The 15887-nt window shown below is 64.0% G+C and carries 11 protein-coding genes; 7 read left to right on the forward strand and 4 right to left on the reverse strand.

The features are described 5' to 3' along the window. Positions 1-16: 16 nt before the first annotated feature. Entirely contained in the window at positions 17-1342 is a 1326-nt protein-coding gene (locus EI293_RS08405; RefSeq protein ID WP_125436685.1) for an NAD(P)/FAD-dependent oxidoreductase, read from the reverse strand. Positions 1343-1481: 139 nt separating this feature from the next. On the opposite strand from EI293_RS08405, the gene EI293_RS08410 reads away from it, so the two are divergent. Beyond that, positions 1482-1871 (forward strand): hypothetical protein, encoded by a 390-nt coding sequence (locus tag EI293_RS08410; protein WP_125436686.1) that lies wholly within the window; start codon positions 1482-1484, stop codon positions 1869-1871. A gap of 275 nt (positions 1872-2146) precedes the next feature. Continuing rightward, positions 2147-2848 carry a carboxypeptidase-like regulatory domain-containing protein gene (locus EI293_RS08415; protein WP_125436687.1) on the forward strand — a complete coding sequence of 234 codons (702 nt, stop codon included), beginning with the start codon at positions 2147-2149 and terminating at the stop codon, positions 2846-2848. 103 nt (positions 2849-2951) lie between these two features. Here the strand turns inward: EI293_RS08415 and EI293_RS08420 are convergent, their stop codons facing one another. Continuing rightward, the gene (locus tag EI293_RS08420) at positions 2952-4421 is read right to left on the reverse strand and encodes an APC family permease (RefSeq protein WP_125436688.1); all 1470 of its coding nucleotides are present in this window, start codon (positions 4419-4421) and stop codon (positions 2952-2954) included. A gap of 128 nt (positions 4422-4549) precedes the next feature. On the opposite strand from EI293_RS08420, the gene EI293_RS08425 reads away from it, so the two are divergent. Beyond that, positions 4550-7276, forward strand: a complete 2727-nt coding sequence (locus EI293_RS08425) for a hypothetical protein (protein WP_125436689.1) — start codon at positions 4550-4552, stop codon at positions 7274-7276. Positions 7277-7470: 194 nt separating this feature from the next. Here EI293_RS08425 and corA read toward each other — a convergent pair whose 3' ends face one another. Continuing rightward, a complete protein-coding gene (gene corA, locus EI293_RS08430; protein ID WP_125436690.1) occupies positions 7471-8679 on the reverse strand; it encodes a magnesium/cobalt transporter CorA in 1209 nt (402 codons plus the stop codon). Positions 8680-8872: 193 nt separating this feature from the next. Between corA and EI293_RS08435 the strand changes: the two genes are divergently transcribed. From EI293_RS08435 to EI293_RS08445, 3 genes are all read left to right on the forward strand, one after another. Then, positions 8873-9850: a hypothetical protein gene (locus tag EI293_RS08435; RefSeq protein WP_125436691.1), complete on the forward strand. Its 978-nt coding sequence runs from the start codon at positions 8873-8875 to the stop codon at positions 9848-9850. A 157-nt stretch (positions 9851-10007) separates the two neighbouring features. After that, a complete protein-coding gene (locus EI293_RS22075) occupies positions 10008-11288 on the forward strand; it encodes an MATE family efflux transporter (RefSeq protein ID WP_170170310.1) in 1281 nt (426 codons plus the stop codon). A 73-nt stretch (positions 11289-11361) separates the two neighbouring features. After that, on the forward strand, positions 11362-12282 hold the full coding sequence (locus tag EI293_RS08445; RefSeq protein WP_125436692.1) for a glycosyltransferase: 921 nt from the start codon (positions 11362-11364) through the stop codon (positions 12280-12282). 54 nt (positions 12283-12336) lie between these two features. On the opposite strand, the gene EI293_RS08450 is transcribed toward EI293_RS08445, so the two are convergent. Beyond that, positions 12337-14007, reverse strand: coding sequence for an ArnT family glycosyltransferase (locus EI293_RS08450; protein ID WP_170170311.1), 1671 nt, complete (start codon positions 14005-14007; stop codon positions 12337-12339). Between the two features lie 128 nt (positions 14008-14135). On the opposite strand from EI293_RS08450, the gene EI293_RS08455 reads away from it, so the two are divergent. Then, positions 14136-15791 (forward strand): hypothetical protein, encoded by a 1656-nt coding sequence (locus EI293_RS08455; protein WP_125436694.1) that lies wholly within the window; start codon positions 14136-14138, stop codon positions 15789-15791. Positions 15792-15887 lie beyond the last annotated feature (96 nt).

Genomic DNA, 15887 nt, shown 5'->3' on the forward strand with positions numbered 1-15887 from the left:
AAAAAAGCAGCGGCCGTTACCGCCCGAACAACCCTTTACGGCGGCGTAGCGCCACCGGATGCTGCGGAAACTGCTGGTTGAAGGCCGCCACCATAGCGGCCTCGTGCTGACGGAAAAACTCAGGGTCGAAGTTAGCAGCTCCCAGCTCGGCCAGCACCTGCGGGGCAGGCGTACCGGCCTGCAACCAGGCGTGCCAGGTTTCGTGGCGGTGACGCAGGCCCAGCACGTTCACGCCCGTCACGGCCAGCGTATCGCGCCGGAAATTCAGGCGCAGCAGGTGGCGGCCGTTGGGGTGCTGCCAGCAGAAGCTGTGTTCCGCGGGCTCGGGGCGGGCGGGCACGCGGCCGTAGGTCTGGTATTCGAGGTCGAAGAACTTGGCCGAGTTAAACCACACGCCGCGCCGGTAGGGGCGGGGCTGTCCGCAGAGCGTGTAGGCCACGGTTTCGCCCTGCTGCCGGCCGGTGTACCAGAGCTGTTCCACGGCCACCTCGCCGGGGGCCGGCGCGCGGTGCTGGGCACAGTCGCCGGCGGCGTACACATCGGGGGCGCTGGTTTGCAGCAGCTCATCTACCAGAATACCCCGCGCCACCTCCAGACCGGCGGTTCGGGCCAGGTCGGCGTTGGGTTCGACGCCGATAGCCAGCCCCACCCACTGGGCGGGCAGCTCCTCGCCGGTACTGGTGCGCACGGCCCGCACCCGGCCCTGGGTATCGGGCAGCAGCGCGGCCAGTTCGGTGCCGTAGCGCACCGTGATGTGGTGGACCACCAATTGTCGTTGCACCAGAGCCGCCTCTTCGGGCGGCAGCACCGAGCCCCAGTAGTGCGCGTCGCGGATGAGCATGGTCACGGCCACGCCCTTGGAGGCAAGCATCTCGGCCAGCTCGATGCCAATCAGCCCGCCGCCTACTACTACCGCCTGCCCGATGCCGTGGGTGTCGCGGGTCATCTGCTCCAGGTCGGGCAGCGTCACGAAGCCCTGCACGCCGGCCAACTCCCGGCCCGGCCACTCGCCCGGGCGGCTGCGCGAGCCGGTAGCCAGCAGCAGCTTATCGTAGGAAAGCACGGCGCCGGTGCTCAGCGTGAGGGTGCTGGCCTGCGCATCAAAGGCGGTAGCAGTGGCCTGGATCAGCTCCAGACGGTTTTCCTGCCAGAACCAGTCGTCGTAGGGCTTGATGTCCTGGGGGCGCAGGTGGCCCAGGTACACGTACATGAGGGCCGGGCGCGAAATGTGGTACGGGCTTTCGTCGGCTACCAGCGTGATGCGGGCTTCGGGCCGGAGCCGCCGGGCCGTGAGGGCGCACGTAACGCCGGTAATGCCATTGCCGATGATGACCAGATGCATGCGGGGAAGGCGCGGAAAAGTGGTGGACGCCCGGGCAAAGCTACGCCACCCGCGCACATGTGGTTTGAACCAGCACTTAACCCCGCGGCCCGCCCGCGCGTACAGCCCTCTACATTCCTCACTCAAATTTCCCCGCCCCATGGCTACCGATAACGAAAAGTCGAATAAGGACATCATTCATAACGACGAGCAGGCCATTCCCGAGAACGAGCAGCTGCAGAAAGAGAAGGAGTTCAAGCAGAGCATGAGCAACGACAAGGCCGCCAGTGACCCCTCGGCCCAGCGCAATACCGGCGCGGGCGGCTACACCCAGCGCGCCGACCAGAAAGACCAGCTTGAAAACCTGCACATTGGCGGGGCTGAGGGCGTCCCCCAGGGCGGCAACGACCACGAAAATGCCGGTGAGCAGGCCAGCGGGCCGGGCTTCGAGGTGGAAGGCAGCTACGACATGGGGAACCCCATCCGGAGCCAGGAGCAGGAGTTCGGCGAGAAAGAGCCGAGCGGCCCTGCCAAGCCCGCCCACGACTAGGGTTTGCTTTATGTTGTCCCGCAGTCCGGGGCTCGTTTCCAGTTTGGGAACGAGCCCCGGTTTTTTTACGATAATTCCATTCAATGGACCGAAATGGTGCTAATCGTAGCGGTAAATAAATCCGAAAATTGGAATACCCGATTAGGTTACGCTTCTGTTAAACCTATATCTTTAGGGGCCGATGGTGTCTGAGAAGAAAGAAATTCCTCGGTAGCTCTCTGCTCAACCCCTCGCCCCAGCCCCGAAAAATCCCCACTTTTTTTACCTAACCGTTTATGGATGCTAACACCACTACTCCCGCTGAAAATGAAGATCTGACCCCGGAGGTGCAGGACGAAGAAGAGGATTTTTCGTCGGGCAACCGCCGGCTGGCCATTATTGTGGGGGCCATTGTGGCCATTGTAGTGCTGGGCTACGTGCTGCTGCCCGCCCAGGCGACCCGCCGGCTGGCCGCTGTCATGCCGGTAATGGAACTCGGTGAGGCCACCGTTACCGGAGCCCGCGCCACTGAGGAGGCCAAGCCCGCCGAGGAAGCCACCGCCGAAGAAGAAGCCACCAAGTCCGCCACGTCGGCAACCAAGACCGTGGCCGCTGCCCGCCCCACCGCTGCTGCCACCACAACGGCCACCATTGATGCCCCGGCAACTACTGTGGCCGAGGAGCCGGTAGCTATTGAGCCTGTGCCCGCCGCCGCCGCTCCGGCCCCCGAAGCCGCCCCCGCTACCGTGACCATGAGTGGCCGTATCCTCGACGAAAACGGCCGCCCGATGGCCGGTGCCACCGTGATGGTGCGCGGCTCGAAAAAGGTAACCGGTACCGATGCCAATGGCAACTACACCCTGGAAGTACCCGCCGGCGACAACACGCTGGTATATGGCTACGGCGGCTACGAGGACCAGGAAGTACGCACCCGTAGCACTCAGCCCCAGAACGTAACGCTACTGCCCCGGGAAGGAGCCACGCGCCGCCGGCGCTAGGCAATTAGCCGCCCCGTCGTCGGCCTTCTTGACGCTTAAGTAAATGAAAAAAGCCCCGTCAGCTAACTGAAGGGGCTCTTTTTTGTGCAGTAGCAGCTGCGTTTTACTCCGATTTGGTGCCGGCAAAGCGGCGGCCGAACAGGAAGTACACCGGGATGCCTAGCGCCACCAAGCCCAGGCCCCGCTGGGAAAACTCCGCCGTGTCGGGGGCCACCAGCAGGATAATGCAGAAAGCCGAGGCCAGTGTTACGTAGATGGCTGGCAGCACCGGGTAGCCCCAGGCCCGGTAGGGGCGCGGCGCCTCGGGCCGCGTGCGGCGCAGCACAAAAATGCCGATGATGGTGATGACGTAGAACAGAATCACCGAAAACATCACGTAGTTAAGCAGTTGCCCGTAGGAGCCACTCAGGCAGAGTAGGCAGGCCCACAGGCATTGCGCCCACAGCGCCCGGCTGGGCACGCCGGCCGCGTTCAGGCGGGCCAGCCCCGGGAAGAACACCCCATCCTGGGCCATGGCGAAGTAGGCCCGCGCCCCGCTCAGAATAATGCCATTATTGGCGCCGAAGGTGCTGAGCATAATGAGCACGGCCATCACGTACGCACCTTTCTGGCCCAAAACCGACTCGGCCACGGCCGTGGCTACCCGGTCGTCGGTGGCGTATTGGATGCCGCGGCCGGCTACCGTGGTAGCTTCCGGGGAGCCGTGCAGGGGCAGCACCAGCAGGTACACTATGTTGATGAGGATGTACAGGCCCGTCACGATGGCCGTGCCCATGGCCATGCTGCGCACCAGCGTGCGTTCGGGGTTCACAATTTCCTCGCCCGCAAACCCAATATTATTCCAGGAATCGGAGGAAAACAGGGAGCCCGTCATGGCCATGCCAATAGCTACTACCAGTCCGGACAAGCTCAGGGGCACGGGCGCAAACGAGGCACCGGGGGCCGGGAAGCGCGTAGCCGTCCATACATCCTGGAAGTTGGCCGAAATGGCGTCGTGGTTGATGCCTAGGGCCACCCCGAACAGGATGAGCAAAGCCAGGGCCACCAGCTTGGTGCTACCCAGCACGTTCTGAATGAGCTTGCCGGTGCGCACACCCTGCGCGTTTAGGGCCGTAATGCCGATAATCAGGAGGATGGCCAGCAGCTGCACGCTGCTGAACTCCAGGCCGGCAACCTGAAATAGCACGTTTTTCACACTGAACCACGGCAGCAGTACGCCGGTGAACTTGGCAAACGCCACCGCCACGGCCGCAATTACGCCGGTCTGGATGACGGTGAACAACGACCAGCCGTAGAGGAAGGCCACCAGCTTGTTGTACGACTCGCGCAGGTACACGTACTGGCCGCCCACTTTCGGGAACATGGAGGCCAGCTCGCCGTAGCTGATGGCCCCGGCCATGGTAATAACGCCCGTGAGCAGCCACACCACCAGCAGCCAGCCGCTGGAGCCCACCTGCCGGGCAATATCGGCCGACACAATGAAGATGCCGGAGCCAATCATACTGCCAGTCACAATCATGACGGCATCAAACAGCGTAATGGCCCGCTGAAAATGGCCTTGTTTTTCGGACATAGGGGGAGAGTAGAAAGTGTTTCGGGGCGGAAGATAGAAAACTGCCTTCCAAACCCCAGCTCCGGCCCCATGCCGCACTCCGCCCCGAATGCCTATTTTTGCCGTTCCCCACCTCCCGGGTTTCCCGCATGTCGAACCGACTACTGGTTTTTTTAACGGCTCTGCTACTGTTCACGGCGTTGGGCTCCTACGTGTACTACCGCCGCACCGTGGCCCGCGTACCCGTGGACCCCTGGGCCCTGGTGCCCGACGATGCCGTGCTGGTGGCCGTCACCCGCGACCATCCCACGCTGGTGCGCCACCTCAAGGAAACCCAGCTCTGGGACAACCTCAAGGCCGTGCGCTACTTTCAGCAGGTAGAAAACCAGCTGACCCTGGCCGACAGCCTTACCGGCGGCCGGAGCGTGGTGCTGAAGTTTCTGGGCCGGAAGCGGGTGTTTACCTCCCTGCACGTCACGGGGCCAGGCCGTTTTGATGTGCTGTTTCAGGTGCCCATCGGGAGCGTGCGCGAGTACCGCCAGATCCGGGGGCTGCTCGAAGGCCTGGGCCGCGACCCGCGGTTTCAGGTAACTCACCGTACCTATGAGGACCAGCAGCTTACGGAGGTGCGCAGCCAAGGCAGCCCGGACGGCATCACGCTGCTCAACTACCGCAACCACCTGCTGCTGAGCGCCAGTCCGGCCCTGGTGGAAGCCGTGGTCCGCCGCCTGCAGCACCCCGAAGCCCCCACTGTGGCGGCCGAGTTTCAGAGCACCGATTACTTCCAGCTGCGCGACGTGGATGCCACCCTGCTGCTCAACCAGCGGCGGCTGCCGCAGCTGCTGGGCGTGTTTTTTCGGCAGGAACTGACCCCCGAAATTGCCGCCGTAGCCAGTCTGGCCCGAAACGAAATGACGGAAATGAAGCTGGCCGGCAACAAGGTCATCTTCAACGGCTTCGCCAACCCCGAAACGGCCCGCGACGGTCTGCACCAGCGCCTGGTGGGCCAGCCCGCGCAGCGTCTGCGCATGGCCGAGGTGCTGCCGCTGCGGGCCGCGCTGGTGGTGCACATCGGGCTGGGGCCGGTAGCAGTTTTGCGCGGCCCCCGGCCCCCGGCCCCCGATTCCTTGGCGGCCGTCACCGGCCCGCTACTCGACAGCCTCACGGCTCAACTCAGCCAGGAAGTAGCGTTGTGCTACCTGAGCACGCCTTCGGCCCGGGCTAGGCCGGGCAAGCTGGCGCTGGCATACACGCCCAACCCCGGCAAAGTGAGCAGCCTGCTGGGCCAGCTGCGCCGGGCCGCCGGGGCCAGTCCGGGCTTCACGCGGGTGGGCCCCTACCAGATTTACCAGACCGGCGTGGCCGAGCTGCCGCAGCTGCTGCTGGGGCCGGCCTTCCGAGGGTTTGCCCGGCCGCTGGTGGCGCAGGTGGGCAACTACGTGGCCTTTGCCGATGATGAGACGGCCCTGTTTCAGTGGCTGACCGATGTGACGGCCGGGGAGGTCTGGAGCCGCTCACCCACGCAGGTGGCGTTCTTGCAGGAGGCCCAGCCGCTGGCCCGGCTACGGGTGCTGCTGGACACGCGCAACTGCTGGAACCTGCTGCTGCGGGGCTTGCAGGAGGAGCGGCGGGCGGGCCTGCTGCGCAACGAAACACTGTTTAAGCGCTTTCCGCAGGTGAGTATGCAGTGGGTGCCCGCCGCCAACGAGCAGGAAGCGGGCGCGCAGTATTTCACCCAGTTTGTACTGCGGCACCCCATTGTGGGCCCCGCCGAGGCGCGCCCCCAGAACCAGAACGGCACGGGCAGCGTGCTGGCTTTTAAAATACCGCTGAGCAGCTCGCCCGAAATAGTGCTGGTGAGCGGGGCCAAGCTGCCCGGCGTGCTGGTGCAGGATACTGCCCACGTACTGCACTACATCACCCCCGACAACGTGGTGGCCTGGTCCGATTCGTTGCCGGGGCCGCTGGTGGGGCCTACGTACCGGCTGCCGGGGGCTACTGGTTTTCTGTTGGCTACGCCGGGGCAACTATTTCAGTTTAACAGCCGGGGTCAGGTGCAGCCCAACTTCCCGCTCAACCTGCCCGATACAGTGCGGGCTACTTCCCTGAGCGTTTCGCCAGCGGGAGGCAGTGCTGCCCGTCGGCTGCTGGTGGCCGGGGCCAGCGGTAATCTTTTCCTGTACGATACGCAGGGCCGCACCTTCCCGGGGTGGCAGCCCAAGCAGCTGGAGTTCCGACTGGCCGGCCCGCCCCAGTACCTCACCGTGGACGGCCGCGACGTAGTGGTGGTGCTGCTGGAAAACGGCTACGTGTATGCCCTTGATCAGGCCGGTAATCCGTATCCGGGCTTCCCCATCAGCGTGGGGGCGCGGCTGGCAGGCAGCGGCCTAGCCGAAACCGGCCCGACCCTGAGCCGCACCCGCGTGACGGTAGTCACCCAGCACGGCGAGCTGGTGAGCTTCAACTTGAGCGGCGACGTGGTAAGCCGCCGCCGGGTGGCCACCTGGAGCCGCACCAGCCGCTTCCGCCTCATCCCCGATCAGCAGCAGCGCAGCTTCGTGGTGGCCCGGGAGGACGGTAACCGGTTCACCCTATTCGATGCTAATAGCCGCCAGCTGCTCAGCCAGACGTTCGTGACCACCGCGCCCCGCGCCGTGCAGTACTTCAACTTCGGGCCCGGCCGGCAGGTATACGCCGTCACGGAAACCGGCCCCGGTAAGGCCTACCTCTACGATTCCCGCGCCCGTCTTATCGGCGGTCAGCCCTTTAGCAGTACCGTGGCGCAGGTATCCCTTTCCTATGACCCCGCTACCGGCCTCTACCACCTGTTCCGCGTCGTCGGCTCCGAACTCCGCCGCACGGATGTCAAATTGTGAGTTTGTGAGTGTCATTGCGAGGCGGAGCCGAAGCAATCCGTCCTTCACAAAGCTCCTAACGCTGACCTATTCCAAAGCCCCTGACGCCAGTCCGGATGTCAGGGGCCTTTCTGTATGACTAGGCTTTGCGCACTGAAAAGGACAGATTGCTTCGGCTCCGCCTCGCAATGACACTTACTCACTAAATCACCACTTCACCTATTCGTCAGCCAGCCCTTGCGGTAGAAATAGGTGAGCTGGCCGATGACGATGAGCAGCAGCAGCCCCAGCAGCACCGGGTAGCCCCAGGGGCTGTACAGTTCCGGCATGTTGAGGTAGTTGATGCGGCCGTCGGGGGCTTCGCGCTGGAAGTTCATGCCGTAGAGGCCCACCACGAAGCTTAGCGGAATGAAAATACTGCTGATAATGGTCAGCACCTTCATCACCTCATTGGCGCGGTTGCTCTGGTCCGACATGTACAGCTCCACCAGGCTGCTCACGGTTTCGCGGTAGCTCTCAGCCAGGTCCAGGGCCTGAATGGCGTGGTCGTAGCAGTCCTTGAAGAACACCTTGATTTCCTCGGGCACCGTTTCATCGGGCATGCGCAGGAGTTCCGCAATCTTCTCCCGCTCGGGGTATACCAACCGCCGAAAGCGCACAATATCCTTCTTGATGTGCAGGATGCGGTTGAGCACCCGCCGGTCGGGGCGGCCCTGGAAAATGCGCTCCTCTAGGGTTTCCAGGTAGTCGCCGATGGCGGCCATGGTGGGGTAGTAGTGGTCGAGCACCACATCGGTGAGGGCGTAGGCCAGGTACAGCGGCGTGCGGCGGCGGATGTTGCTGCGGCCCGTGCGCAGGCGCAGGCGCACGGCTTCCAGGCAGTCGTCGTAGTCATCCTGAAAGGTGAGCACGTAGTTGGAGCCGGTGAAGATGCTTAGCTGGTCGTCGTCGATGTCCAGCAGGCGCGTGAATTCCGTCATGCGCGACACCAGAAACAGGCCGTCTTCGGTTTCCTCCACCTTGGCCCGCTGGTAGTCGCCCAGCACGTCCTCCATCTGCAACGGGTGAATCCGGAAGTCCTCCTGAATGCGCTGCATCAGGGGCAGGTCGTCGTAGCCGCGCACGTCAATCCAGTGCTTCTGCTCGGGGTGCTTTTGGAAGTAGGCCAGCAACTCGTCGTACTGGTGGAATTCGTGCTCCTTGTAAAAATTCTCGTCGTAAGAAATCAGGAACAGACGTGGCGGCAGGGCATCTTCCCGCACGATGAGCGTGCCGGGGCGCTGGCCCACCATTTGCTCGCGGGCCTGACGCGTGGCGTCCCGGTCGGCTACGGCGCGGGTGTGCAGGTGGTCATCTTCTTCGTTGGGAAGCGGCGCAGCGGTTGGCGGCGGCGGGAGGGGAATGGCAGGCGGTGGGGTCGACATGCAAAAGGCAGGAGGCAACGGAATGAAGCAGTTTACGGGATTTCGCCGAAAAAGCTGGGTACTGTCCGGCAAATAAGGCTGCCTGCCACGCTGTGCCGGTAGCGGCGCGTACTGAATAGGGCGGGAAATACTCGTACTTTCGCCGGCCGTTTTTACTCTGCCTTTGCTACCCTTAGTCCCCGTTTCTGCTGCTGTGCTGCCCCTACCTGCTTTCGAGGCCCGGTACGGCGTGCGGCTGCTGACGGGCCCGGCCCCGGCCGCGGTGTTGCCCCTGGCGTACGCGCCCTCGCTCTACCTTACCCCCGCGCATCTGGCTCTGCAATACGGCCCCGGCGAGCGGCTGCACTTCTTTTTGGAAGAGGCCGAATCGGGGCGTACGGTTGCGCAGCTGACGGTGTTTCTGAGTGCGGATGCTACTACCGCCCGCAGTCCCTGGCAGGCACCTTTCGGCGGCGTACAAATGGCCCCGGAGCTATCCAAAGCGGTGCTGACGGAGTTTCTGCGGGTAGCTGAAGCCGAGTTGCGAGGTCGGGGAATACGGCGGTTTACGGTGCGGGCTCCCGCCTTTGTCTACGAGCCGGCGGCCAGTGCCCGCCTGACCGAAGTGCTTACCCGGCTTGGCTATCAGGTGCCGCTGGCAGAGCTCAACAACCATCTGCCCCTGGATCAGGAGTATACCGCCCGGCTGCATCCTTCGGAGCGGCGGCGGCTGCTGAAATGCGAGCGGCACGGGTTGCGCTTCGAGCAGGAGCCGCCGCTGCTGCTGCCGCTGGCGTACGAGTTTCTGCGCCGCTGCCGCGAGGAGAAGGGCCAGGAGCTGTCGATGACGCTGGAGCAGCTCCAGCTGCTCTTTCGGGCGTTGCCGCGCCAGGTGTTCCTGTTCTCGGTGCGTGACGCGGCGGGGGAATGGGCAGCCCTGACCATTGCCATTCAGGTGCGGGCCGATGTGCTGTATAACTTCTACCCGGCCAGTCCGTTGGCCTATAACTCTTTGAGCCCGGTGGTTTTGCTGAATGCCGGGCTGCATGCGTTTGGCCGGGCCAGCGGGATGCGTCTGCTCGATTTGGGCACCTCCACGCTGCCGGAGGGCCTGAACCATTCATTGCTGCGGTTTAAGCGCCACTTGGGCGGTGTGCCCAGCCTCAAGCTGACGTTTGAAAAGGCGTTGTAGCCGCTCTGCGGGCAATGCGGAGCCGTGTATTCCAGGCTCGTGGTTGAACGCCACCGGCCACCCCGGTACCCGTTGTAGTACCTGGAAGTCGTAACTCAAAAGATATTCTGCCGATCAGGTAACTCCCGGCCGGCCGCTGACTGCTTACCCTCGCTTTATGACCCTGCCCGATTCCCAGCCCGAACCCCGCGCCGCCGTACTAGGCCGGTTTCTGCGTGGCTCCCTGGGTTCTGCGGTAGCCGTGGCGGCGCGTACGGCGGGGGCGTTGCTGCTCAACAAGCTGCTGGCCGTGTACGGCGGCCCGGGCGGACTTACGCTACTGGCGCATTTTCAGAACCTGATGGCCCTGTTCACCACGCTGCCCAATGATGGGGTGCATGTGGGAGTGGTCAAATACCTGGCCCCGCTGCGGGCCGGTTCGGGCCGCTACCGGGCGTGGCTGGGGGCGGGGCTGCTGCTGAACGCGCTGGCGCTGGCCCTGAGCGTGGCGCTGGTGCTGCTGGTGCCCGGCCCGCTGGTAGGCGTATTTCAGATGGGGCCGGGCTGGAGCCTGCTGTTCGGGCTGGGGCTGTTGCTGCTCATCGGGCACGCGTTTGTGGTGACGGTGCTGCTGGCGGCCGGCCGGCTGGGAGCCTACGTGGGCCTGACGGTGCTGCTGAGTGCTTTGGGGCCGTTGGCCGTGGCAGCCGTGCTGGGAGCCGGTGGCCCGGTACCGTATGCGCTGCTGGCCTACCTGGGGGCGCAGGGCCTCACCCTGGGGCCGGCCACGTGGGTAGCAGCCCGGTCCGGACTACTGCCCCGACTGCGCGGCCGCATCAGCCGCCCGGCTCTGCGCGGACTAGGCCGATTTCTGCTGATGGCCCTGAGTGTGCTGCTGTTTTCCAAAGTAGTGGATTTCAGTCTGCGCGAATTGCTGATCCGGCAGTTTGGGCTGGCCGCCACCGATTTATGGCAGGCCGTGGCCAAGCTCTCCGACAACTATACCATGGTGTTTTCGGCGGTAATGAGCAGCGTGTATTACCCGCGCCTGGCTGCTCTGAATACCCGCCCCGCCGCGCGCGGCCAGTTTGTGCGTACGGTGCTGCTGCTGCTGGCCCCGGGGCTGGCCCTGGCCCTGGGGCTGCTGTGGCTGCTGCGCGGCTGGCTGCTGCCGCTGCTGTTCGAGCCCCGCTTTGCCGCCGCCGACTTCCTGCTGGGCCCCCAGCTACTGGCCGACTGGGCTAAATTTCTGACCTGGACGTTGCTGTTTCTACTGACGTCGCAGGCGCGGGTGGGGCGCTACGTGGCCGTGCAGGCTGCGTCGGCGGTGGTGCTGGCCGGCTTGCTGGCGGTGTTACTACCGCGCTACGGGCTGCTGGGCGCCCCGCTGGCCCAGGCCGCCCGCTACGGGCTGCTGCTAGGGTGGTGTCTGTGGTTCTTTCGACGGGAAATCCGGTGAGAGGCTGGCCGTATCAGCCGGCCCCAGGCCCGCCAGCACACCCAGGGAAGGGCCTTTCGTATCTTGCTGCCGCATGCCTACCGCTTCCCAGCCCCTCGTTACCATTGTGGCTTTGTGCTACAACCACGCCCGGTTTCTGGAAACCGCCCTCGACTCCATTCTGGCCCAGACTTACCCGCACCTGGAGGTGTTCCTGGTAGACGATGCCAGCACCGATGGCAGTGCCGATATCCTGCGCCGCTACGCGGCCGCCCACCCCGGCTGGCACCTGCGTCTGCTTCCTGCAAACGTGGGCAACTGCCGCGCCTTCAACTCGGCACTACGGGAGGCCCGGGGCGAGTTTATCATTGATTTCGCTACCGATGACGTTCTGCTGCCCGAGCGGGTACAGCAGCAAGTATCGGCGTTTGCCGCCGCCGGCCCCCGCTGCGGCATGGTGTATTCAGATGCGGAGCTGATTGACGAGGCGGGCCGGTTCGTGCGCCGTCATTTTCGCCGCGATGCGCAAGGCCAGTTGCACCCCCGGCCGGCCAGTGGGGCGGTATTTGCTGAGGTGCTGGCCCGCTACTTTATCAGCACGCCCACTATGCTGATGCGCCGGTCCACCCTCGCGCAGCTCGGCGGCTACGATGAAACCCTGGCCTATGAAGATTTCGACTTCTGGGTGCGCGCCAGCCGCGACTGGGACTTCTACTTCCTCGATACCGTAACCACTCAAAAACGGCTGCACCCGCAGTCAATGTCGAGCAAAGGCTACCGCCCCCACGACCCGTATCTGCTTTCCACCATCAAGGTTTGCCGCAAGGCCCAGGCCCTGTGCCGCACCCCCGCCGAGCGGGCTGCGCTGGCCATCCGGGTCCGGTGGGAGCTGCGTCAGGCCGCACGCCACCGCAACTTCCCCGAGGCCCGGGAGCTGTACCAGCTGCTACGGGAGCTACGCGCCGTAAAGCCACTGGACTGGCTGCTGGGCCAGGCCGCAAAGTGGAAAGGCTAACCGAAATAATTCTGACCCATCAAACAGAAGTTTCCGGAGTGACGTTGCTACTTCTCACTTCTCACTTAATTCCACCTCGTATAGCTCCACGCGCCCGTCCTGGGCCACCAGCCGGCGCCTGGGGTACCAGCTCAGTACTGAATCAGGGGAATAGCGGATGAGTTTGCGGGTTAGTTCGTCGTTGCTGAGGGTAGCGCGGTTGAGCAGCAGCCAGGCGTGCTGCCCGGGAGCAAGTTGCACCGAGTCGCGGGCCCAGTAGCGGCGGTAGCGTAGGCCGGGGGGCACCTGGAAGCCGTAGGTGAAATCGTAGTTGCCAATCAGGTAGTCATCCACCAGCACCGTGCCCCGTGCTGGAGTCTTGAGGTGCGTCCGCATCAGCCGGTCCTGCGCAAAATGCTCCGAAACCGATGGCTTCCGCATAAAATACATCGGCCGGATAGCCAGCGTCAGGGCCAGTACCAGCACGGTGCCGGCCGCTAGGGCCGGGGTACCCGGTGCCAGCCGGGCCGGCCAGCGGCGCAGGTTGCCGCCGACGCCCAGTACCAGTACCAGCAGCCCCGGTCCCGCGTACACTACGGAAAGCGCGCTCCGCAGCCAGGCTGCCATCAGTAAGAGGGCCAATCCGGCTACTACCGCCGGCCCGCCGGCCCGCCCGACCAGCCGTTTCAGCCCGAAACCGGCGGCCAGGGCCAGTGGGGGTAGGAGCGGAGTAGTCATGCGGGGCAGCAGCGTGATGGGGTTGTACTGGCTCAGCGAGGTGCTGCCCACCCAGTATAACAGCAGCGTAATACCCGCTAAAACCAGCCAAAACCGGCGGTCCGACGCTTCCTGGCGGTTTCCTGTCGGCCCGGAAGAACGCCCAACCGCTGCCCCGGCCAGCACCAGCATCAGCCCCATTCCCGCGCCCACGAAAAAGCTGAGCGGCTGCCAGGTAACGCGCGCCAGCAGCGCGGCCCGGTTGCCGGCGAGGAAATTCCCGTCTTTCAGATATTCGTTGGTATGCTCAATCAAATGAAGGCGATAGAGCGCATCATGGGTAACGTATTGGTAGAAGCTCAGGTAGGCCGCCAGCAGCAGCGCGCCCGTACTTAAAGCCGCTACCCAGAACCGGCCGTGCTGCCGTTTTACAGTATCAAGTCCCAGTACGCCCACGTAAAAAGGCAGGTAGTAAGCAATGGTTTCCTTGCTGAGCAATGCTGCGAAGCTCAGCAAGGCAAACCCTGCGCCCCACCAGCCGGCCCGGCGGCCCGGCTCCCGGCCCCGCAGCAGCGCGGCGGCTCCGGCCAAGCACCAGAACATCAGGATGTTGTCGGGGTAGAGGTAGTTGGTGAGGTTGAGGGTGAAGTAATGCAAGCCCAGCAGCAGCATGGATGCGCTGGCTACCACCGGCTCCCGCTGCCGGTACAACCGCCAGATCAACCCCGCACAACCCAATGTAGCCAGCAGCGGCCACAGCGTAGCACTGAGGATACTGACGCCGAACAGCGCGAAAAAAACCGCTACCGGCCCAAAAATGAGGTAACGCTCCTTCAGCGGGTCGTGCAGCAGGCCCTGGGGGTCGGGGGCCAGGTGGAATGTGCCTGCCAGCAGCTGGTGCGCGTAGCGGGCATAGTAATAGTCGTCGAGGGCATAGAGGCCTTCGTGGGTCAGGAGGAAATAGGCCACGGTCAGGAGCACTACACACAGCAGCGTCCAGTCGGGCAAGCGGGTCAGCGTACGATTCACCCCGGCAAGATCAAGTGAAATAGTGAAACGGGGAAATAGTGGGTTTACGCGCCGGATGGCGCAACTTGCGCAACCTGCACCGTGCAGCAGGCAACCTGCTGCTTATTTGTCCCGCTATTCCTCCCGTTGTGTCGCGCCGTATTCTGCTTGTGCTGCTGCCGCTTGTGCTCCTGTTGCTGGGCGGCGCGCTGCTGGGCTGCTACTTCGAAACCAACGACGACCTGACCATCGTGGCCCTGCTGCGCGGCGAAACGGCTGCCGCCCCGGTCACCGACCTGCTACTATATTTCCATGGATTCGCCTGGCTCTGGAGCCGGCTGTACGCCGCCGAGCCGCTGGTTGCCTGGTATGGCCTTACGCTGTATGGGCTGTTGTATGCGGCCACGGTGCTGGTGTTTACGGTGCTGTACAGGCTGCTGCGTCCGCACGCTGGCCGGGGGCTGGTACTGGCGGTACTAGTGCTGTTCTGGGGCGTGGCGTGGGTGGAACACGGCCTCTGGTTCAATTACGTGCGGGTACCGCTGCTGCTGGCCGGGGCCGGGGTGCTGTTTGCCGCCCAGCGCGCCCCCGCCCGATGGGCATTGGCGGTGGGCGTGCTGGCTTTTGGGCTGAGCTGGCTGATCCGGCCCAGCGCGGCCGTGCTGGGCACGCTGGCTGTGGTGCCGGGGGCGTGGTGGCTGGCGCAACGGCGCAGTCTGCCGGTATTGGTTGGGGCCGCCATCTGGGCTGTGCTGGGCGCTTTGTGGCTGAACCTCACCTGGAGCCCCGCTGCCGCCACCTTCCGCCGGCTCGATGTGCTCAAATCCAACCTCAACGACTTCCAGCTAACCGCCCCGCCCGCTCAGCCGCTCACGCCACCGGATAGCCTGGGGTTAGCGGCCGTTCAGCACTGGATGTTTGCGGATTCCACCTTAGTGAACGAAGCGCTTTTTGCCCGCGCCGCACCGTTCCGACTGGAGTACTTCGTGCAGGAAACGACCCTGGTCAAACTGCTGACCTTGCTCCGGCAACTCCCCCGCGACTATTTCCCCCTGCTGCTGCTGCTGGCTGTTACCTGGGCCCTGGTGGGCCGCCGGCCGGGCAGCCGCTGGTTCTGGCTGGGGCAGCTCGGGTATGCGGGGCTGCTGCTGGCCCTGGGCACGGTGCTGAAGCTGCCGCCCCGGCTGGCCCTGCCGCTCCTGGATTTCTGGGTCCTCAGCAATCTGGTTTTTGTGTTTCGCCTGCACCCGTTACCCCGCCGGGCGGGGGCTGTGCTGCTGGTGGCGTTGCTGGTGACGGCTGGGCCGTACGGCTACAAAACCTGGCACCGCAGCCAAGTGCTGGCCGAGGAGCAGGAACGTAACTTTCAGCGTCGGGAGCAGCTGTTTCAATTATTAAAAGGCACGCGAGTAGTTGTGTCCGATCTATGGGAAGAAACCTATAAGTCGCAGAGTCCTTTCACGGAGGGGCATCCGCCCCAGATCTATGCCTTCCGAATAATTGGGTCCCAAAACCGCAAATTTATGTCCCTGTTGGGCTGGCAAACCCTACACCCCTCGCAGCCCGCACTCCGCCGGCACCTCACCGGTTCGCGCGACTTCACCGAGGCGCTGCGGCGGTTGGGCACCCGGCCGGATGTGGTTTGGCTGCTCTCGCCCGAAGGGGCCGCAATGCTCAACCGGCATTGGCAGCTGCGCCGGCAGCCCGGGCAGCCGGTCACGCGCCTAGAGCGAGTGCCACCAAATCGCCGAACCCGGAAAAATACTATGCATGCATACCAGTTTCGTGTAAAATTCCCGCAATAGCCGGCAAAAGCCAAAATTTTATTATCTACGAAGGACTTATTCCGGATCCGATGGAGTAGGGTAGATATACCTTTGAGGTTGATAGTACTCCCTTTT

Origin of the sequence: Hymenobacter perfusus, assembly GCF_003944765.1 — a bacterium.
Taxonomy (GTDB): domain Bacteria; phylum Bacteroidota; class Bacteroidia; order Cytophagales; family Hymenobacteraceae; genus Hymenobacter; species Hymenobacter perfusus.

Excerpts from the sequence above, each read along its gene's own strand:
- EI293_RS08405 (WP_125436685.1), bottom strand. The coding sequence starts at position 1,342 with ATGCATCTGGTCATCATCGGCAATGGCATTACCGGCGTTACGTGCGCC.
- EI293_RS08410 (WP_125436686.1), top strand. The coding sequence starts at position 1,482 with ATGGCTACCGATAACGAAAAGTCGAATAAGGACATCATTCATAACGAC.
- EI293_RS08415 (WP_125436687.1), top strand. The coding sequence starts at position 2,147 with ATGGATGCTAACACCACTACTCCCGCTGAAAATGAAGATCTGACCCCG.
- EI293_RS08420 (WP_125436688.1), bottom strand. The coding sequence starts at position 4,421 with ATGTCCGAAAAACAAGGCCATTTTCAGCGGGCCATTACGCTGTTTGAT.
- EI293_RS08425 (WP_125436689.1), top strand. The coding sequence starts at position 4,550 with ATGTCGAACCGACTACTGGTTTTTTTAACGGCTCTGCTACTGTTCACG.
- corA (WP_125436690.1), bottom strand. The coding sequence starts at position 8,679 with ATGTCGACCCCACCGCCTGCCATTCCCCTCCCGCCGCCGCCAACCGCT.
- EI293_RS22075 (WP_170170310.1), top strand. The coding sequence starts at position 10,008 with ATGACCCTGCCCGATTCCCAGCCCGAACCCCGCGCCGCCGTACTAGGC.
- EI293_RS08445 (WP_125436692.1), top strand. The coding sequence starts at position 11,362 with ATGCCTACCGCTTCCCAGCCCCTCGTTACCATTGTGGCTTTGTGCTAC.